Genomic DNA, 19623 nt, shown 5'->3' with positions numbered 1-19623 from the left:
CTCAAAAAAGCCCATGCTGTTCAATGCATGGGCTTTTTTATGGGCGTTGAACACTATTGGTCGCCCAGTACAATCCTATTTTTGCCACTGTGTTTTGCCCGATATAAAGCGGCGTCTGCAATCGCCAACAAATCATCTGGGCTAATGGTTTGACGAGAGTCGGCAATCCCTGCAGAAAATCCCACACAAAATTCGCCTTGTTCCGCTGCATGATGGATATTGCCAAATGCTATTCGTACCTTATCTAAAACCATACGCGCCACATCTGAGGTCGTATTGGGGAAAATAATAATAAACTCTTCGCCTCCATAACGCCCCACCACATCACTTTTACGTAGGCGCTGTCTTAATAAGTGTGACAAAGTCCGTAATACTTGATCCCCAATTTGGTGTCCGTAGGTGTCATTCACCTTTTTAAAGTTATCCAGATCCAACATCGCAACGGCTACACAAGTGACGCTGCGACTTGCGCTAGACATTTTTGCGATTAGATCTTCTTTAATAGCTGTATGATTAAACAAACCAGTCAAACCGTCACGCATTACCAAAGTGCGCAACGCCCTATAGCGCTCGGCACGTGTCGAGATGGATGAGGTTAAAAGCTCAGGAGAAATCGGCTTATTCAGAAAGTCATCCGCGCCAACCTTCACTGCGGCTATTTGTTTTTGCAAGTTATTTTCACTCGACAAAAATACAATCGGGACATCAAGATAAGAAGGGTCTTGCCTGATGACTCTTGAAAGTTCGACGCCATCACAAGTCGGCATATAAACGTCCATCAAAATCAACTCTGGTCGGAAATTTGCCATGTCCTCCAACACCAGTTCGGGATCATTGAGGACATGAGTCACCATGCCCGCGCCATTGAGTACACGACTGTAATACTGAGCCAAATCCACATCATCATCGATAATCATAATGCGATACAAAGGAGGATTGGGTCGATCTAAAATCTCCTCGATACATTCCGTCAATGCCAACAAATCGATAGGTTTTAAAAAGAACGCATCACCACCGGCACGCACTGATCGTAAGCGACTCAAAAAACTATTGGTTTTTGAGGTAAATAAAACGGGGGGTAAAAACATTCCCCGCGCTCTGAGACGCAGAATTTCATCGGTACCAGCAAAATGTTGATTTTGAAAATCCGCATCAATAATTAACAATGCTGGCTGTCGCTCTTGCAAAAGTCTTTCAAGTTGTGAAAGATCATGGATATGCTGAATTTCAAATGCAAATTGTTCCAACATTTGAATAATCTCAGTGACTTTGTCATCCTCCTGATCCGCCCAAAAAATTAAGTTTTTATGAGCCTCACGCTCAGCTTCCTGCTTAATACTCTTGGCCCCGGAAATCTGATTATCAAGTTCGTCAATTTTCGATTGTGAGGGCATAAATTCATCGACATAGTTCTTCACCTTTTGACAAAAGTCTATTATTTGATTTGAATTCCAAGCCTTCCCGAAGATAAATTCTTTGATTGTTTTTTCCAACTCACGGGCTAACTCCCCCATTTGAGGAAAGCCAAAAGTACCAGCCGAACCAGCCATCGTATGAAGTAAACGATGCAACAAAATGTAGTTTTCCCGATCAGAAGGATCATGCTGAAATTGCTGAGTGGAGGCTACGATTTCTTCCAATTTAGCAGGAAGCTTGGCGATATAAACCTGCGCGAGTGCCTTCAATGCATCGTTTAGCTCCTGATCCCGATCTGTCAATTAACTCACCTTTTCCCATAACGCGCGTACCTGACTTGCTAAAGTCATAGGATCAAACGGCTTTGCTATCACCCCAATCGCACCAAGCGTAAAATAATAATCTTGTTCACTAGACTGCACTTTGGCCGTCATGAAAATCACCGGGGTTGACAACGTCGTCTGCTGCTTACGAAGCTCTCCCAACGTCGTAGGGCCATCCATGTTTGGCATCATGACATCAAGTAATAAAAGATCAGGGACAAAACCTTGCTCGATTGCGGCGATGGCTTCAGCGCCAGAACTACAAGTTTTTAAGGTAAAACCACCAACAACTTCCAGAGCAATCTGTGCAACCGCTTGAATATCAAGATCGTCTTCCACATACAAGATCTTACTGATTGACTTCCCAGTCATATTCGTCCCCTAACAAAAATACCAAACCAGCAAGAAAATTCACCTGTACTACAAATTAGCGATAAAGCCGAATTCCCTCATGATAGCCCGACGACAAATGTTATCAAAGCAATTTTGTTTAGCCGTGAATTTTTTCCAACAAGAAACATCGCAGTATTTACAATATCCACAGGCTCAGGGTCTTGCAGTCCACGATATGATCGCTCGCCATCATTTATTCAAGGCTCTGTATTGCCCAGCAAAAACGCTGCCTGCACAAGGATTCACACCGATCATGTAGGCCAGATCTGCCGGTCTCTCAATGTTCCAAAGCGCAAAATCAGCCTGTTTTCCGACACGCAAACTGCCAACCTTCTCATACAGTCCAAGGGCTCGCGCAGCGTGCAGAGTCACTCCCTGCAAAGCTTCTAAAGGTGTCATACGAAACAAGGTACACGCCATATTCATCGTGAGCAATGGCGACGTCATTGGAGAAGTTCCTGGATTGCAATCGGTCGCTAAAGCGATTGCCACCCCCGCTTCACGCAAAGCAGCTAGTGGCGGGTATTTGGTTTCACGTAGAAAGTAAAATGCGCCAGGTAATAAAACAGCGACGGTACCCTGCTTTTGCATCGCGGCAATGCCTTCAACGCTCAAGTACTCCAAATGATCGGCAGATAGTCCTCGATACTTGGCGGTCAATGCTGCGCCGCCCTGATCGGACAATTGTTCTGCATGTAACTTCACCGGCAAGCCATGCGCTTGTGCAGCTTGAAACACACGCTCAGTTTGCTCTGGCGTAAAACCTATCTTTTCGCAAAACACATCGACCGCGTCCGCCAATCCTTCCGCCACAATCGCCGGCAACATGCGTTCACAGACTTCATCAATATAATCATCAGCACGGCCAGCAAATTCAGGTGGCAAAGCATGTGCGCCTAAAAATGTCGTAGTAACTCTAACGGGCAAATCACGTTGAATTTGCCGCGCAACACGCAAAATTTTTGCTTCTGTGTCGGTGTCGAGTCCATAGCCAGATTTAATTTCTAACGTCGTCACACCTTCACGCAAACTACTGAGTACACGTGGCAAACTTGCTTGCATTAATTCTTGTTCGTTGGCGGCACGTGTGGCTTTAACAGTCGACACGATGCCGCCACCCTGACGTGCAATTTCTTCATAGGCGACGCCATTTAATCGTGCTTCAAATTCATTGCTGCGATTGCCTGCATACACCATGTGCGTATGGCAATCGATCAAACCGGGTGTCAACCAACATCCTTGTCCATCGTGCGTAATTGGCGCTGCGTAGTCGTTTGGTAAGTCTTTCGCTGCACCTAACCAAGCGATCTTGCCATCTTTGACGGCAATTGCCGCATCACGAATGATGCCGTAACCATTGCCAGACTCCATCGTGGCAAGATGCACATTGAGCCAAAGGCTATCCCAATTAAACAAGCCCATGCAAGCCTCCACGCTGTTCATGATGATTTAAAAAACTAATGCGCATTAAATACAAAAGGCTGCCCTCTTCCGCTTCAATATGACAACGAATCCCACTGGCTTCATGTTCCTCTTCCAGTAAAACTAAATCACCCGCTTCCAGTTGTGTCTGCTTGATCAATTGCGCACGCCCCTTTTCGCAGAAGAGCAAAATCTGTTGAGCATCTTCTGCATTGATCAGATGCTCACCAGCACTCAAGCGTTGCATGTAATGCTGACACGCATCTCGCCGCGTCATCAAATTCAGATCAACGACGGTACCATCCAATAGCTCGGCAAGAATATTATCTTCGCCAGAAAAACGATGCGGCAAACTTTCTTGCGTCAGCGTGATCGATCTTTCTGCGTGGCTACCCGCGTCAGTTTTCAACATCAATCCTGCACCAGTCAAAATTGCCAAGCTTCGATCGATTTGTGCGAAATGCGAGAAAGGTCCATTCTGCGCAACAGTCGCGGTACTTAAACGCCAAACGAAGTGATCCATTCCCGCGCCTTCAGGGAAAATCGCTAATTCGGTGGTACTGCCGCCACCGTTTTTCCACGGCATCGTGCGGTAATCTTTTGCGGTCCATTTGCGCATGCTTACTCTCAAAAAAAGTCAACTCAGATCAATATGTAAACTGTAAAAGCGCAGAGAAGGCAGAGTTTTTTGAATCACTCTACTTAGTCTGCGCCTCTGCGGTAAAAAAAGCGGAAAATTAAGCCAAATACAAATGCGAATACAAGTCAGCGCATTGTGCGCTCAAAGCACCTTCGACGACTAAAGATTTCGCCGCTTCAATATCTGGTGCAAAGAAACGATCTTTATCGTAAAACGCAACTTTTGTACGCAACAACTGGTGCACAATCGTCAATTTATCCGAAGTTTTCAATGGTTGATGGAAATCTACACCCTGAGCAGCCGCTAGCAATTCTATGCCAACGATCGTCGCGGTATTGTGTGCCATTTCGTGCAAACGACGACCAGCAAACGTTGCCATACTGACGTGATCTTCTTGGTTCGCAGAAGTTGGAATCGTGTCGACGCTAGCTGGATGCGCATGCGATTTATTCTCGGATGCCAATGCTGCCGCTGTTACGTGGGCAATCATGAAGCCAGAATTCAAACCAGATGACGGTACTAAAAATGGTGGCAAACCAGAAATAGATGAATCAATCAACAAGGCGATACGACGCTCGGAAATGGAACCGATTTCTGCAATTGCCAACGCTAAAGTATCAGCGGCAAACGCCACTGGTTCAGCGTGGAAATTACCGCCAGAAATCACTTCATTCGTATCAACAAATACCAAAGGATTATCGGTGACGGCATTCGCCTCTGTCAGCAAAGTACTCGCGGCATTATTGATGATGTCCAAGCATGCACCCATTACCTGTGGCTGGCAACGCAAGCAGTATGGATCTTGAACACGTTCATCGTTCACCAAATGGGATTGACGAATTTCACTGCCGTTCAACAAAGTACGATAAATATTCGCGGTCGCGATTTGACCAGGCTGGCCACGCACTGCATGAATACGTGGATCAAATGGCGCATCGCTGCCTTTTGCTGCATCGACAGACAGAGCACCAGTGATGGTTGCAGCTTCTAGCAAACGCTCGGCCAAAAATAAACCATTCAATGCCAATGCCGTTGAAACTTGCGTACCGTTGATCAAGGCCAAGCCTTCTTTCGCTGCCAATACGACTGGTGTGATACCTGCTTTTGCCAACGCTGCTTTGGCATCGACCATCTGACCATCTACACGTACCTGACCTTCGCCCATGATCGCTAAAGTCATGTGTGACAAAGGTGCTAAATCGCCAGAAGCACCCACTGAACCTTTAACAGGAATCGCCGGCATGATGCCCGCGTTATAAGCCGCGATCATGGTGTCGATCACGGATGCTCGAATGCCAGAAAAACCACGCGCTAAACTCGCAATTTTCATCGCGATAATCAAGCGCACGACTTCATCAGAAATCAATTCGCCGGAACCAACCGAATGCGACAGGATCAAATTCTTTTGCAGCAGTTCTAAATCTTCATCAGGGATACGGGTTTTCGCGAGTTTACCAAAACCGGTATTAATCCCGTAAGCCGCATCACCTTTTGCGACGATACGATCAATGGTCGCAGATGATTCGTTGATGGCCGCGTAGGCAGATTCGGCCAAAGCTAATTTAAAAGCTTGTTTCCAGATCGCACGCAAGTCGGCGAGTTTGAATTGACCTGGTTGGATGGTGAATGTTGTGCTCATATTGGTGTCCTTTATCTTTACATTCTTTTTGCCGCAGAGGCGCAGAGTACGCAGAGTTTTTTGTTGGTCACTCCTGCGTAGGCAGGAGTCCAGTGTCTTCGATTGCTCCACCAAAGTCACTGGATTCCCGCCTTCGCGGGAATGACACTAACGCGCTAATCGCTTTTCTCTACGTACTCTGCGCCTATGTGGCAGAAAACAAATTATTTAATCATCGGCAATTGCAAGCCGTTACGCTTAGCACATGCCACGGCTTGTTCGTAACCTGCATCCGCATGACGCATGACGCCAGAACCGCAATCATTAACCAAGACGCGTGCCAAACGCTTTGCCGCTGCTTCTGTGCCGTCAGCAACAATCACCATGCCTGAGTGCTGCGAGTAACCCATCCCTACGCCACCACCGTGATGCAAAGAAACCCAGCTCGCGCCACCTGCAGTATTCAACAGTGCATTCAATAACGGCCAATCAGATACCGCATCCGTACCGTCTTTCATACTTTCAGTTTCGCGATTTGGACTAGAGACAGAACCGGTATCAAGATGGTCACGACCAATCACGATCGGTGCTTTCAATTCACCGTTTTTCACCATCTCATTGAATGCTAAACCAGCAATATGACGCTCACCCAAACCTAACCAGCAAATACGTGCTGGCAAGCCTTGGAAGGCAATCCGTTCACCCGCCATATCCAGCCATTTATGCACGCCTTTATTTTCAGGGAACAATTCTTTAATTTTGGCATCAGTCTTACGAATATCTTCTGGGTCACCAGACAACGCTACCCAGCGGAATGGGCCTTTGCCATCACAGAACAGAGGACGGATGTATGCCGGCACGAAACCTGGGAAATCAAAAGCGTTTTTAACGCCAGTATCGAAGGCGACCTGACGAATATTGTTACCGTAATCAACAGTAGGAATGCCCATCGCGTGGAAATCTAACATGGCTTGCACGTGTACCGCACATGCTTGCGCTGCATCCGCCGTTAATTTCGCATGTTGGCTCACATCGTGCTGTGCTGCCTTCCATTGATCAACAGTCCAACCGATAGGCAAATAGCCATTAATCAAATCATGTGCCGAAGTTTGATCTGTGACCAAATCTGGCTTAATACCGCCAGCCTTGGCACGCTTGACCAACTCTGGCAAAACTTCCGCCGCATTACCCAACAATGCAATCGAGATCGCCTCTCTACGCTCGGTGTGATATTTGATCAGTTCTATCGCATCGTCGATGTCTTTCGCTTGTTTATCAACATAACGAGTACGCAAACGAAAATCGATGCTTGATTGTTGGCATTCAATATTTAAAGAGACTGCACCAGCGAAACTGGCCGCCAATGGCTGCGCGCCACCCATGCCACCTAAGCCTGCCGTCAAAATCCAACGACCGCCCCAATCACCACCGAAATGCTGACGACCGGCTTCCGCAAAAGTTTCATAGGTGCCTTGCACGATACCTTGGGTGCCGATGTAGATCCAACTGCCTGCGGTCATCTGACCATACATAAACAAGCCCTTGCGGTCGAGCTCATTAAAATGTTCCCAATTCGCCCACTTCGGTACCAAATTAGAATTCGCAATCAACACGCGTGGAGAGTCTTCGGTGGTTTTAAAAATCCCGACTGGCTTACCCGATTGAATCAACAAAGTTTCGTCTTCACCCAAGTCTTTTAAACTTGCCAAAATTTGGTCATAGCATTCCCAGTTACGTGCAGCGCGACCGATACCGCCGTACACGACTAAGTGCTTAGGATTTTCTGCAACTTCTTTGTCGAGATTATTTTGAATCATGCGGTAGGCCGCTTCGGCTACCCAAGTTTTACACACTTTTTCAGCGCCGCGTGGTGCGCGGATTTCACGACTTGCATCCCAGCGTGGATCATTATTCATTTCATCTCCTTAGGGTCAAATTAAAGGGTCAAATTTAAAAACGCCTCGATACTCTAACGCTATATGAAATCAAGGCGAATAGGACAAAAACTATGTATGCTGCGCAGTTTAAGTTGTATATACAACTTTTGCAAGCGACTTTTTTTGATTGTGTGAGAAAATGTTGAAAACCTTTTTACTTAGCAAAATACATCTAAAGAATTGTCATCACCATGATTAACGTGCCCACAGCGATACCCGCCTTTCAAACAATTAAAGATTTTTTATTGCGAGAAATTCAAGCTGGCACTTGGAAAGAGGGCGATGCTATTCCGTCCGAAGCCGTACTTGCGCAACAGTTCAAGGTATCGCGAATGACAGTCAATCGCGCAGTTCGTGAATTAACCAGCGAACAAATTCTCAATCGCATACAAGGATCCGGCACTTACGTCGCCCAACAAAAATACCAAGCAACATTAGTGGCCATCAAAAGCATCGCCGAGGAAGTACGAGCCAGAGGTCATGCACACAGAAGCGAACTACACGAATTAATCGAAGTCGAAGCAAGCGAATCACTTGCTCAACAATTTCAAGTGGAGCTTGGACAGAAATTATTCCATTCGGTGATTGTCCATTTTGAAAATGACGTCGCGATTCAGGTTGAAGACCGCTGGGTCAATTCGATATTGGCACAAGATTATTTAGCCCAAGATTTTGCCATCAAAACACCAAATGAATACTTAATGGCAGTCGCCCCTCTCCAAGGAGTGGACTACAGCATCGAAGCTGTAATGCCACCAAAACTAATTGCCGATATGTTGCACATTTCGAGCAAAGAAGCTTGTCTGGTCCTGCACCGAAAGACCAGATCACAAAACCAAATTGCCACGATCGTGACCATGTGGCATCCAGGCAGTCGATATCAATTCACTGGCAGCTTCTAGAAAGCATGCAAAATTTGTTTTAGACTTTAGCGATTCAACCAAGTCGATCTTGGCAATCCGATCGCATCACTGATCTTTCTCGCATCATTCCGATTGATTTTTCTTCAACTTATTGTTTTTCGAAGTAGGTAACCATGGCAATCCATCCACGCTTGAAAAATGTGACTATCACTGCTCTTCTCTGCGGTTCTTGCATATTGCATAGTGGAGTCCAGGCTCAGATCAGACAGCTAGAGGAACACACACCTGCGATTAAGGAAAGACCAAAAGTCGCATTAGTTCTATCTGGGGGTGGTGCACGCGGCTTCGCGCATGTCGGGGTTTTACGGGTATTAAAAGAAATGCGCATTCCGATTGATTTTGTCTTGGGAACTAGCATGGGCGCAGTGGTCGGTGGCGCCTATGCTGCTGGACGCAAAGTCGAAGATATTGAAGATATCGTGCGAAATACCTCATGGGAAACTGTGCTTGCCGATCGCCCAGCGCGTGACGCACTAGACTTTCGGCGTCGCGAAGAAGATGTGAATCTTCCTTCTCGCATCGAGTTCGCAGTGACCAGATCGGGCATCACACTTCCACCATCTGCTGCTGGCAATTCGGCTCTCGAATTGGCTCTTACCCGCCTTCTGCCAAACGGCATGAAAAGCGAACACATCAATCATTTACCAATCCCGTTTCGCTCAGTCGCTTCCGATCTGGTCACAGGTGAAATGGTCGAACTCACGGATACGCCATTGTTTATCACGCTGCGTGCATCTCTAGCCGTACCAGGTATGTTTGCTCCGGTGCATATCAACAAACGCTTGGTAGTCGATGGCGGACTCGTACGCAATTTGCCAATTGATATGGCAAAAAAAATGGGAGCCGATATCGTGATTGCCGTGAATGTCGGAACGCCACTAGCACAGGAAAAAGAATTAGGAAGTGCAATTAGTGTCGCACAACAAATGCTGCAGATCTTGACAGAACAAAATGTGCAGCGATCTCTCAAAGAACTGCGTGCAAGAGATATTTTGATTGCGCCAAATTTAAATGGCATCGACTTTCTTGATTTCGATGAACATCACAATGCCATGCTGGCAGGCGATATCGCCACAAGACAATTGGAAACCCAACTTCGACACCTACAAGCTTCACCTGAAGACTATCGTCGCTACGAACAACTACGTACAGCGGAAAGTAGCACGCCAGATAAGGCACTCAAAATCACCAGTATCGAAATTCAGGGAACGCAGAGAATTAATCCCGATATTCTTTTGAAGCAGTCAGGTCTGCAATTAAACGAAGTCGCCAGCGAAGAAAAAATACGACAAGTGACTGGCAAATTATATGGACGCGGTGACCTCGACCATGTTGAAGTTGAAATCGAAGACAGACTTGATGAGCGTGATGTCGTTATCAAGACACATGAAGCGGTCTGGAGCAAAAACCGACTGCGACTTGGTATGGAATTATCAAGCGATTTTAGTGACACCCATAAATTTTCTCTTGGTGCCATGCACGTCGCCGCATCGCAAAACAGTTGGGGTGGAGAAGCGCGCTTCATTGCGAAAGTCGGATCAGATCGAATTTTCGGGGCACAATTTTTCCAACCACTTGGAGTCGGAAGTGAATGGTATTTTGCGCCATCATTTCAAAGCAACTCTTCCTCTGCTGACCTATTCACAGAAGGAAGAAAACAGCTACGATATGGCTATAAAACAAACGGTGTTGTTTTGCCAATTGGGCGTCAGATCGGCAATTGGGGTGATGTACAACTCGGCGTCAGGCGCGAAAGAATTGAAGTTAAAAAAATATTGCCAGAAGAAACAGGACAAGAGCTCAGAGTGTTTCAAACCACTGAATTTTTACGTTTTCGAATCGACTCTTTAGACTCACTGGCTTACCCGACCCGAGGCCACTACTTGACCTGGGAATCTGAGCGCGCCCTAGATCAAGACCGAAATAAGAAAGCGATTCTAAACTCATCAATAGTGGGCATGTCTGCCTTTCAACGCGGCGAATGGGCTGGTCATATCTACGGAGAATGGTCACGTTCGCAAGGCGATTTTGCACCGCTATCGCTAGGAGGTTTTTTGCGACTATCCGGTACGCCAGCAGATTCCTTGTCCAATAAGACGGTCGCTCTCGGTCGACTCGTAATGGCACATCGGATCGGACGTATGCCTGCTGCGCTTGGTGGCGCGGTTCGACTCGGATTTTCTGCCGAACTTGGTGGTACCTTTGGCGAAAAAGAAGCCGTCAAATTTAGTAAAATCAAACGTGCAGCCAGCACGTTTGTGGCGTTTGATACGCGCTTCGGTCCACTCTATATTGGTGCAGGCACGACGCAGGGCAGCGGCTCTAGTTTTTACCTGTTCTTAGGACCAATTTGGTGAACCACCCGTCCTTTAGTATTGGCCATCGTAGCAGGACGACGTAGGGCTGTAAATGCAGAAAATTCCCAAGAACGGAAACCTAGCATCAATGTATATCCATCTCTATCTTCAGCCGGCAGGCGGCGATCTTCGTGCTGTAAGCGCGCGATCTCTGCCGTCAATTGCTGAAGTTTTTGCTGAATCTCTTGTGCACTGTTTTTGGATAAACGGGCCGGCACACACATCAAAGTTTCACCCGGCCCGTCGAAACTCCCATTGAAATAATCGGCCACGACCACCTCTTTAAAGAAAGCTTGAATTGGTCCATCTGCCCGCCAACGGAAAGCTGGAGAGACGCGCAGGCGATAACGATTCATTGGCTTCAATTCTATCAATGCATGCTTATCGAGTTCGATCATGCACAAGATACATTCCGCTTCTGTGAGGGTGTAAGTTTCAATGATTTGTTCAAAAGTCCAATGTCCAAGACATGAAATAGCGACTAACAATAACTTCGGGTTATCCATCAACGCCCGCTCTTGCGCCAAGGTCAGGTTATCAGCCTGTGGCGTCACATCGGCGGCCTGACGCAAGACATCTTCCAAGGAAATATCAGAGACCTTACAAATCTGCGCCATGCGCGATAAGGTCATATCCTTTTGTCCAAACATGCGCTTAATGCTAGATTCACTCATCTCGATCAAGCGCGCTAACTGCTTGTAGGTCATACCCACTCTACGCAATTCCGTGCGCAAAACGTCTAATAACATCTCTGGAGAACTCATGATTTACTCCTCTTAGTTCAACAATTAATTAATTCGATTTCGGTAAAAAATTAATTTCTTGAGCGGTCTTTGCACCGATCACGACACGATTTAAGTGTCTGGGAATGACAGCATCATACTCACTAACTGGAACCCGTCCACCCATGATTTCAGCCAAATTTTGCGGATGTAAAGGCTGCTTCTCAGGTTCAGCATAGCCATCCGGAAAATTCGGGAAATCCGTACGTAAATCGTATTTATCAGTCGCGCCCAAGGTGTGTAAAAATTCATGAGCAATGATCACATTATTTTTTTCACGCATGTCATTACTGGCGAACACATTGACTTGCCCAATCAAACCTTCTTGCAAAGCGGTTGAGCGATGAACTTGTGTTTTTTGCGGATCAAAGTACTGCACAAATAAGCGCACTTGCGTACCTGGCCCTTGAACCTTTGCATGCCAATAGGCCCACCAACGAAACTGCAGACTCCACCACATCACCTCCAACACATTCGAGGATTCAGGCGGGGCTGGAGGTTTGCTCGTTAGTGTATTTTGCAACCGGATCTGAATTGAGGCATTTTGTTTTTTGCCATAGTGCTCGGCGGCACTCAACATAAATTGCTCTATCGACTGAAATTCATCCAGCGTCAATGACTTAATATAAGCATCACTCAAGGCACTACCATCACCATTTATCGGATAAATATTCACCATTAAGGTGTACTTCCATTCCACCGATTGCGCTTTTGCGCGATAAGCAGAATAACTAACAGTTGCCAGAATGAACAACAAAATAAAAATGCGTACAGCTCTAAACATGTGGGTGTTTTAAAAAAAATATTGAATTCATTGTAACTGATTGAAGCGCATTGTTTGATCTGCGATCAGCAAAAAGCTTCAATAACAATAAACTTAAAAATGTAAAACGAAAAAAAAGCAGCCGAAGCTGCTTTTTTCTTAAAACGACTCACATTACTTCTTCGCTTTTTTGCCAGCAGCCGTTGCAGGCAAGTAAGCCAATGGATCATTTAAACCACTTTCGTAAGCGGTCATAACTGTTTTTGGACGCATGCAAGTTGCGCCTAAAGTTGTAGCGTCTGCTGAAACAGAGTTCACACATACTTGCAACTTCATAATTTTACTTTGTGGAATACCAGCAGCCGCTGCGATTGAAATCACAGAATGTTGATTCGCGCCATTGGCAATCAATTGATCCACTGTTTTTTGCAAATTACGGCTATTTGTCAAAGCAGAAAAAATACCATCAACAGAGGTATCAACAGGCTTTGCCGCCTCAACAGCGCAAGCATTTCCAAGCAAGGCTAAACCCAAGCATGCACCAACCAACATTTTCTTCATAGTAGTCTCCTAAATTCGACAAACAATTTTGCCTAACAGCTTGATTCTAGTGAGTTCTTCTTCCTGTGCAAAGAATTAAATGCGAAAAATGCAGAAAAAGTTTTCGAAGTTAAAATTCAGACAAAAGCTGTGTTCTGGATTTACGACAAAATTGGATTTTCAATTTATTGTGACTAATTCTGTCATCGAATTAATAGGTTTTCTCTTCATCTGGCAAGTCTAAATCGATACCATCAAAATCGACTAACGGTATCAAATTGATGGCATGCCCGACAAACGGTGACCGTTCGTGCCAACCGCCCTCTTTGGCAGGCACTAACCAATAGCCATGTTCATCATGGGCAATCCAAAACCTCGGTTGCAACATGTATTCGAAGAAAACAATGGCCATCTTAAATAACCGTGTAAATTGGATAACGACGCCATTCTGGTTCATGGAAACGACGTCCATTCGCGAAAATAAAATTCAACACTTCTTCCTGATTCGCTAGCTTTTCTGAATGCTTAGCCTTCCAAAGTTCGAACTTTGCCGCCAATTCTGGCTCTGTTTGCAACATCTCATAGGCGCTGTCCTCAAACACGTAGTCAGAAAACGCTTCTTTCTTTTCCAACACGCTGTTAAAGAAACCCCAACGGAAAAAACTATCATGCGCTTGAGGCTCCAGTGTTTCTATGGCGTATCGGGCATTTGGCTGACCAAGATCGACCAAGTAATCACCAGCGCGCGCCTGCAGGGTTTCGACTTGCGTCGTCAACTCCATCTCATCATGAAATAGATGTCCTTCGTAAGCGGACGCCCGCGATGTGACATGTTTGACGTGATAAGTTTGCACTCGCATTTCCTGATCCACAGTAATCCGTTGCAGAACCACGCCATTCCAATGCAAGCGTTCAATCACTTCGCGCCATGCTTGAGGAATCAAATAAGCCTTCGGTGTTTTAACCACCACATCTTCAACAAAATGATCAAAGTATGGAATATCTTTTTCCCAAGGCTGATTGCGATCATAAGACAAGCGCGTATAACTACCGATTTTGCTTGGGATATATACCGCTTGATAGCCTCGAAATCTGAAACTTGAGGGACGCGAACGGTCTACTTTCCAACTCACCGGCCATTGTGTTTTTTGCGCCGCTGCCTGACGCGCTTGCGCACGTAAAGTTTGAATTTGTGCAGCGTTTGCAATGGTAAAGTCGAGTACCACTTCGACCAAGGCACGCATGGATTCATAACGATCGGCATATGGTTTTAACATATGTGTTTCGGGCATGAAACCGATGGTGTGATGCAAGGCTGCAAATCCAGTGGAAAAACGTGGTACTTCCAGGAAGTCTTCGATGCCGTCGTCTGGTGTAATTTTGACCGGATTCACATAAGGACAAGTCGGCCAGCCGCGCTGCTCCATTTCAGCATAAATTGCAGGCAACATACTATGCCGCAAAAAGGGACCCAGGCCATCCCCCAATTTGTCGGCTTGCGTCTGAATCAAGGTCATGGTGTAGCTATAGTCAGCACCATTCGACGTGTGAGTATCGACCATGACGTCTGGATCCCACATAGTGAAAAACTGATTGAACACCTGCGCCGCGAGACTGTCACATTTAATGAAATCACGGTTCAAATCCAAATTACGACCATTGGCACGAAAGCCAAACATTTCAGGACCATCTTGATTCACACGCGAGGTGTTTTGACGATTTAAACTACCGTCCACGTTATAAATCGGAATAAACAAAAATACTGTATCGCCTAAAGCCGCGCGACGTTCAGCTTGCAAACAGAAATCGCGCACCAAGGCCATGCAAGCATCGATGCCTTCAGGCTCTCCGGGATGAATACCATTATTATTGAAGAAGACAGGACGCCCTGTAGATTTTAACAGTTCACGATCAAAGACCCCATCCGCAGTAATCACACCAGCGTGCATAGGAACGCCACTATCCGACACTCCTATTTGTTCAAAACGTAAGATCTGTGGAAAATCACGAGCCAATTTTTCATAAAAAGGAATACAGTTTTCCCACGTCGTCGTTTGGTTTTGATTACCCAACTCGTAAGGGGTTGGGTAGGAGGAAGTCGATTGAATAGGCATGATGAGCGTGTTTCTATAAAATGGGGAGATTGGCAAGAATTGTAGCATCCGCACATCAAAATTTTTCACGTTAAAGCTCGACCTCAACCGAATGAAGCGCTATGCAAACCGAAGATCTCATGTCACTAGTTACAAAAACTATGCCGTTTGGCAAATATGAAGGTCGGGTGCTGGCGGACTTACCGGGTCATTATCTGGGTTGGTTTGCCCGTGAAGGTTTTCCACGTGGCGAGCTTGGGCATCTGCTGGCGTTGATGTATGAAATCGATCACAACAATCTGCGCGACTTACTTCTACCCTTGCGAAAACTTTGAACAAAAAAGTTCAAAATGCAAACAAAGTACCGACATGCTATACCTAGCATGCAATCCTATAAGACCGCACAAGTAATTTTGGTGTTCTTTCGCGAAAGTACCGACACTGCATCCCAAGTTGATGACGCCAGCAACAAACTGCTAAGACCATCAATATCAACAGAATATCTGCAGTAGTTAGCAACAATCAGCACCGAACCACTGACGTACAGAGACACACTCTTACCTGTGAAACGACAAGATACTCCCCTCCATCTTGTCGTTTCGTGTGTCTCTGTGCTGATGGGGCTATTTCAATCTCCCATCAAACGTTTGCGTACAAACTGTATATGGCTACGTAAGCCATACAATTCCTCTGCATAAGATAAGGGAATTGAAATCTGATTCACTTTACGCTCAATCGCATCCAATCGTTGCAACTGCTCTTGCGCAATTTGCTTACGCTGCTTGGGTGTTGCCTCATCCAGAGCATGTTCAACTGCACGTAATTGGCCATACCAACGATACACGCGTGAACGAACCCGCCACACATACAGAGGAGGAATGATTTTCGAGAGAGGCAAAGCTAGGGCGCCAAATGCGATGAGCAGTACCCACATACGTTCCAGAAAATTGGACATCCAAAAACTCATGTAACGCTGCAAAAATGGCGGGCCATTTTTATAGAATTTCTCGGCTTGTGGTTCAACCGCGATTTCAGTATAGCGATCCGAAGGAAACTCGCCCTGCTTACTAAACCAATTGCCACTGCCATGAATTTTCTTGGCCGCCTGCAAAAATAAACTGATCAAGGCGGGATGCAGACTCTCGTGCGCGACCAAGGTCGCGGTCGGCGAAATCAAATGATAATCGCGTGCTGGAATATCCTTGCCCATGTCCACGATACCACGTGGCAAAACTACATGGGACAGGAAAGGAAAGCGACGAGTGTATGCTTCGGCCTGTACAAAATCAAACAATCTCACACCAGGCGTCTGCAAAAGCATTTGAACCAATACAGAATCAGAGGCCGAGCTCATCACCAACACATCCACTTGCGAGTTCAGAAATGCAACAGTTGCTGGCGTATTTTCTAGTTGCTGAATCGAGATGTCACTTTCCTCGAGATTATTGACCGACAGAATTTGAGCAAATAATCGGCGCACGCCAAAACCATCGGGGCCAACATTGATACGTTTGCCTTTAAATGAGGACAAATTACTGATTTCGTTTTTAGCTCGATAAAAAATCCAGATCGGTTCATAAAACAGACTTCCTAAAGAAATCAAGCCGCGTGCTTGCGCCTCAGTCTCGTTGGTAGAACCGCTCTGTACAAAGCCAATATCAATATTCGTATCTGGGTCAGCGATTTTTTGTAGATTTTCTTGCGAGCCTTGCGATTCATGTACGCGGAGATTAATCTGATTTTTTTTAAGTTCTTCTGCATATTGATTGGCAAACGACTCGTATGCACTATTCTCTTGTCCGGCACTAAAGTCCAAAGTTCGCCCCGGAGCGGGATCAACCACATAATACGCTGCAAAAATGACTGCGATCACCATTAAGGCTATGGGGCCAAACGCAATTAATGCGTCCTTAGTCGAAATTAGCGTAAATGTAATCTTAGGCATACTTACTCCATTTCATTAAATCAATCTGATCGCTCGATGATCTGATATTCGGCCCTGAACCCATCCAACCCTAACAGCATTTCAGCAAAAGCTAGTGCGACTTGTGAGGGCTCCCCTTTCACACCCAACTCGATATGTCGGCGCATGCTGTCACTCCCGACACTAGGCAAACTAAAAACTTTAATCAAAGGATATTTTGCTTCCAGAGCTTCCATCAGAGGCGTCAAGGTCGACTCTGCAATTTCAAACACTAGCACCGCTTGTTCTGCTTGTGGCTGCTGATGAAACAGATGTGCGTAATAGGTATCTAAAACCCAAGCAATCATCGGCCACGCCATCACGGGAAAGCCGGGCACAAAATAATGCTGCTTAATAGCAAACCCGGGAATTTTATTAAATGGATTGGGAATAATATCGGCGCCCTCCGGAAACTCACCCATTTGTAAGCGACGGAAGTAATCCGGTCCATTCAAATCCGTTGGCATATCGAGGGTCAAATTCATTTCAACTATCCGTTGATGAATCAACTCTTTGGCTTCCGGATGCAAAACCACAGGAACACCTAATGCCGCTGCCGCACACTGACGAGTATGATCATCAGGGGTAGCGCCAATACCACCAGTACTAAATACCACATCGCCGCTGGCAAAACTGCGTTGCAAGGTGGCAGTAATGCGCGCCCTATCGTCGCCAACATACTCAGCCCAATCCAAGCTTAGGCCACGCTCTTTGAGCAAAGCGATCACTTTGGGTAAATGTTGATCAACTCGCTTACCAGATAAAATTTCATCACCAATGACGATTAATCCAATTGCCATACTTTTCTCCTATAACGCGATGAGTTTGTCATTTTCCTGCAATGCGCTCTGTGTTGCCTTTGCCTGTTGACGCATCTGCTGCAAAGCCTCTAAACAATAATGCTGGTACCACAAACCTGTGAATATAAAAATTAACAGATATGTCCAAATTGCCAAGCTGACGAAAATCGGAAAAAATGCGACGTAGGCTAGCGACATGGCGCCACCCATCCACAACATCGACGGTAAACTGCCAAACCAACCCCCTACTAAACCGATCAACAACAAAGATCCTCGATGATTTGCCACCAGTGCGACGCGCTCATCCTTCGTGGCAAACATGGCTAATGCGTCGTAGCTCATCACACGATAGGTCAGCCATCCCCATAACAAAGGCTGAATCAAGACATAAATGGGTGGAATAAAAATCAGTGGTAGAGTCACGACCCAGGCAAACACAAATAAAAAGAATGAGCCAAGAGAAAATCCCAGGCTACGCAAAAACGATGCGCCCTGCACTTTTTCTACAGTAGGAAAATCGCGTTCACCGACATGCTTAGCAATGATAGGCATCACCAACACACCGATAAATAAGAGACTAGTAAAGATCACCAACGGCAATAATACCCACATCGAAATTAAAGGCACAATGACGGTCTTCAGTGCCAGTAAGCCAAGTGAGTTTAATATCTGACTAATGCTGGAGAAGCTCTCATGATTAGAAAAGTAATCTTGAAAAAAATCGAATATTGCTTGCAGGCGCCATGCCATCAAACCACCCCAAGCTATCAAAGATACAATCAGGGGAATAATGCTCAAGAGTAGAATCTTGAAACGAAATTGCGTTGCTATTGCACGTGCCCAGGAACGCATTACCGCAGATAAATTCATCAATCAACCTTTGTAGTCACATAAAAATACGCAAGCGACAATCGCCACAGGACTATTCTACCTTGCCTTGGCGACAAGGATACGAGTCAAAAAAACCAAAGCCCGGCAGATTTCATCTAAAATGCAGACCGGAAATTTCATTTAACCTTATTCTATTCAAGGAAAACCTATGTCTGAAATCACTACCGTCAGCGGCTTACAATACGAAGACAAAGTCGAAGGCACTGGTGCCGAAGCCCAAGCCGGCAACAATGTTCTAGTGCATTACACTGGCTGGTTACAAAACGCCGATGGCAGCGCTGGGAAAAAATTCGATTCCAGCAAAGATCGTGGCACACCATTTGAATTCGCTCTAGGCGCAGGTCAAGTCATCAAAGGTTGGGATGAAGGCGTGCAAGGTATGAAAGTTGGCGGCACCCGTGTATTGACGATCCCGGCAGCACTTGGCTATGGCCCACGAGGTGCTGGTGGCGTGATTCCTCCGAATGCGACTTTGATTTTCGAAGTGGAACTATTGGGCGTGTAAACTAAGTGTGTGATACTTAACACTTGTTGGAAAAATAAAAAGGCTGAGATGATCAGCCTCAGATCGCTGACAAACCCCGTCTTTTATTAAAAGCGGGGTTTTTTATTGGGTAATGATTGCGTCTCTAGTTGGCACTTTAAAAATAAAAGAACTTCGCCACGTATTTTTCAAACGAAGACTCAATGCCTTCCATAGTCGCCATAGGTGCTTTGCTTGAGTCAAATAAGACGATAAAGAAAGGCGCAGGGCCTTTTCTA

Annotated in this window: 18 protein-coding genes; 4 read left to right on the top strand and 14 right to left on the bottom strand. The window is 45.9% G+C overall.

Translation table 11 applies throughout. The features are described from left to right. Positions 1–53: 53 nt before the first annotated feature. From H8K52_RS17290 to hutU, 6 genes are all read right to left on the bottom strand, one after another. Positions 54–1718, bottom strand: coding sequence for a diguanylate cyclase (locus H8K52_RS17290; RefSeq protein WP_186924161.1), 1665 nt, complete (start codon positions 1716–1718; stop codon positions 54–56). Next, entirely contained in the window at positions 1719–2111 is a 393-nt protein-coding gene (locus H8K52_RS17285) for a response regulator (RefSeq protein WP_186924160.1), read from the bottom strand. A 210-nt stretch (positions 2112–2321) separates the two neighbouring features. Further along, complete coding sequence (gene hutI / locus H8K52_RS17280) at positions 2322–3554, bottom strand: imidazolonepropionase (protein WP_186924191.1); 1233 nt, start codon at positions 3552–3554, stop codon at positions 2322–2324. Then, positions 3541–4173, bottom strand: coding sequence for a HutD/Ves family protein (locus H8K52_RS17275; protein ID WP_186924159.1), 633 nt, complete (start codon positions 4171–4173; stop codon positions 3541–3543). Before H8K52_RS17275 ends, hutI begins: the two co-directional genes overlap by 14 nt. Before the next feature lie 118 nt (positions 4174–4291). Continuing rightward, positions 4292–5833, bottom strand: a complete 1542-nt coding sequence (gene hutH / locus H8K52_RS17270; protein ID WP_186924158.1) for a histidine ammonia-lyase — start codon at positions 5831–5833, stop codon at positions 4292–4294. 203 nt (positions 5834–6036) lie between these two features. Then, positions 6037–7728, bottom strand: a complete 1692-nt coding sequence (hutU, locus tag H8K52_RS17265; protein ID WP_186924157.1) for a urocanate hydratase — start codon at positions 7726–7728, stop codon at positions 6037–6039. A gap of 212 nt (positions 7729–7940) precedes the next feature. Between hutU and hutC the strand changes: the two genes are divergently transcribed. Beyond that, on the top strand, positions 7941–8651 hold the full coding sequence (gene hutC / locus H8K52_RS17260) for a histidine utilization repressor (protein WP_186924156.1): 711 nt from the start codon (positions 7941–7943) through the stop codon (positions 8649–8651). A gap of 134 nt (positions 8652–8785) precedes the next feature. Next, positions 8786–11029 (top strand): patatin-like phospholipase family protein, encoded by a 2244-nt coding sequence (locus tag H8K52_RS17255; protein WP_186924155.1) that lies wholly within the window; start codon positions 8786–8788, stop codon positions 11027–11029. Here H8K52_RS17255 and H8K52_RS17250 read toward each other — a convergent pair. The 5 genes from H8K52_RS17250 to H8K52_RS17230 all read right to left on the bottom strand — a co-directional run bounded on the left by H8K52_RS17250 (position 11002) and on the right by H8K52_RS17230 (position 15228). Beyond that, entirely contained in the window at positions 11002–11793 is a 792-nt protein-coding gene (locus H8K52_RS17250) for a helix-turn-helix domain-containing protein (RefSeq protein WP_246464653.1), read from the bottom strand. The two genes, H8K52_RS17255 and H8K52_RS17250, sit on opposite strands and share 28 nt — an antisense overlap. A 28-nt stretch (positions 11794–11821) precedes the next feature. Next, positions 11822–12595, bottom strand: a complete 774-nt coding sequence (locus tag H8K52_RS17245; RefSeq protein ID WP_186924154.1) for a hypothetical protein — start codon at positions 12593–12595, stop codon at positions 11822–11824. A 153-nt stretch (positions 12596–12748) separates the two neighbouring features. Beyond that, positions 12749–13135 carry a hypothetical protein gene (locus tag H8K52_RS17240; RefSeq protein ID WP_186924153.1) on the bottom strand — a complete coding sequence of 129 codons (387 nt, stop codon included), beginning with the start codon at positions 13133–13135 and terminating at the stop codon, positions 12749–12751. Between the two features lie 190 nt (positions 13136–13325). Then, entirely contained in the window at positions 13326–13526 is a 201-nt protein-coding gene (locus tag H8K52_RS17235) for a hypothetical protein (protein ID WP_186924152.1), read from the bottom strand. 1 nt (position 13527) lies between these two features. Beyond that, positions 13528–15228 carry a M14 family zinc carboxypeptidase gene (locus tag H8K52_RS17230; protein ID WP_186924151.1) on the bottom strand — a complete coding sequence of 567 codons (1701 nt, stop codon included), beginning with the start codon at positions 15226–15228 and terminating at the stop codon, positions 13528–13530. Between the two features lie 101 nt (positions 15229–15329). Between H8K52_RS17230 and H8K52_RS17225 the strand changes: the two genes are divergently transcribed. Continuing rightward, entirely contained in the window at positions 15330–15542 is a 213-nt protein-coding gene (locus H8K52_RS17225) for a DUF3820 family protein (RefSeq protein ID WP_186924150.1), read from the top strand. A 293-nt stretch (positions 15543–15835) separates the two neighbouring features. Here the strand turns inward: H8K52_RS17225 and H8K52_RS17220 are convergent, their stop codons facing one another. Genes H8K52_RS17220 through H8K52_RS17210 form a run of 3 tightly spaced genes read right to left on the bottom strand, consistent with a single transcriptional unit; the run spans position 15836 to position 18840 of the window. Next, positions 15836–17152 (bottom strand): TAXI family TRAP transporter solute-binding subunit, encoded by a 1317-nt coding sequence (locus H8K52_RS17220; RefSeq protein WP_186924149.1) that lies wholly within the window; start codon positions 17150–17152, stop codon positions 15836–15838. Between the two features lie 20 nt (positions 17153–17172). After that, on the bottom strand, positions 17173–17970 hold the full coding sequence (locus H8K52_RS17215; protein WP_186924148.1) for a competence/damage-inducible protein A: 798 nt from the start codon (positions 17968–17970) through the stop codon (positions 17173–17175). Between the two features lie 9 nt (positions 17971–17979). Continuing rightward, on the bottom strand, positions 17980–18840 hold the full coding sequence (locus H8K52_RS17210; protein ID WP_186924147.1) for an EI24 domain-containing protein: 861 nt from the start codon (positions 18838–18840) through the stop codon (positions 17980–17982). Positions 18841–19009: 169 nt separating this feature from the next. Between H8K52_RS17210 and H8K52_RS17205 the strand changes: the two genes are divergently transcribed. Then, on the top strand, positions 19010–19366 hold the full coding sequence (locus tag H8K52_RS17205) for an FKBP-type peptidyl-prolyl cis-trans isomerase (protein WP_186924146.1): 357 nt from the start codon (positions 19010–19012) through the stop codon (positions 19364–19366). Positions 19367–19623 lie beyond the last annotated feature (257 nt).

Origin of the sequence: Affinundibacterium seohonense (assembly GCF_014284305.1) — a bacterium.
GTDB lineage: Bacteria > Pseudomonadota > Gammaproteobacteria > Burkholderiales > Burkholderiaceae_D > Undibacterium > Undibacterium seohonense.
The sequence above is the reverse complement of the archived record's forward strand: the minus strand, read 5'-3'. Positions and strand labels throughout refer to the sequence as shown.

Excerpts from the sequence above, each read along its gene's own strand:
- H8K52_RS17285 (WP_186924160.1), bottom strand. The coding sequence starts at position 2,111 with ATGACTGGGAAGTCAATCAGTAAGATCTTGTATGTGGAAGACGATCTT.
- hutI (WP_186924191.1), bottom strand. The coding sequence starts at position 3,554 with ATGGGCTTGTTTAATTGGGATAGCCTTTGGCTCAATGTGCATCTTGCC.
- H8K52_RS17275 (WP_186924159.1), bottom strand. The coding sequence starts at position 4,173 with ATGCGCAAATGGACCGCAAAAGATTACCGCACGATGCCGTGGAAAAAC.
- hutH (WP_186924158.1), bottom strand. The coding sequence starts at position 5,833 with ATGAGCACAACATTCACCATCCAACCAGGTCAATTCAAACTCGCCGAC.
- hutU (WP_186924157.1), bottom strand. The coding sequence starts at position 7,728 with ATGAATAATGATCCACGCTGGGATGCAAGTCGTGAAATCCGCGCACCA.
- hutC (WP_186924156.1), top strand. The coding sequence starts at position 7,941 with ATGATTAACGTGCCCACAGCGATACCCGCCTTTCAAACAATTAAAGAT.
- H8K52_RS17255 (WP_186924155.1), top strand. The coding sequence starts at position 8,786 with ATGGCAATCCATCCACGCTTGAAAAATGTGACTATCACTGCTCTTCTC.
- H8K52_RS17250 (WP_246464653.1), bottom strand. The coding sequence starts at position 11,793 with ATGAGTTCTCCAGAGATGTTATTAGACGTTTTGCGCACGGAATTGCGT.
- H8K52_RS17245 (WP_186924154.1), bottom strand. The coding sequence starts at position 12,595 with ATGTTTAGAGCTGTACGCATTTTTATTTTGTTGTTCATTCTGGCAACT.
- H8K52_RS17240 (WP_186924153.1), bottom strand. The coding sequence starts at position 13,135 with ATGAAGAAAATGTTGGTTGGTGCATGCTTGGGTTTAGCCTTGCTTGGA.
- H8K52_RS17235 (WP_186924152.1), bottom strand. The coding sequence starts at position 13,526 with ATGGCCATTGTTTTCTTCGAATACATGTTGCAACCGAGGTTTTGGATT.
- H8K52_RS17230 (WP_186924151.1), bottom strand. The coding sequence starts at position 15,228 with ATGCCTATTCAATCGACTTCCTCCTACCCAACCCCTTACGAGTTGGGT.
- H8K52_RS17225 (WP_186924150.1), top strand. The coding sequence starts at position 15,330 with ATGCAAACCGAAGATCTCATGTCACTAGTTACAAAAACTATGCCGTTT.
- H8K52_RS17220 (WP_186924149.1), bottom strand. The coding sequence starts at position 17,152 with ATGCCTAAGATTACATTTACGCTAATTTCGACTAAGGACGCATTAATT.
- H8K52_RS17215 (WP_186924148.1), bottom strand. The coding sequence starts at position 17,970 with ATGGCAATTGGATTAATCGTCATTGGTGATGAAATTTTATCTGGTAAG.
- H8K52_RS17210 (WP_186924147.1), bottom strand. The coding sequence starts at position 18,840 with ATGAATTTATCTGCGGTAATGCGTTCCTGGGCACGTGCAATAGCAACG.
- H8K52_RS17205 (WP_186924146.1), top strand. The coding sequence starts at position 19,010 with ATGTCTGAAATCACTACCGTCAGCGGCTTACAATACGAAGACAAAGTC.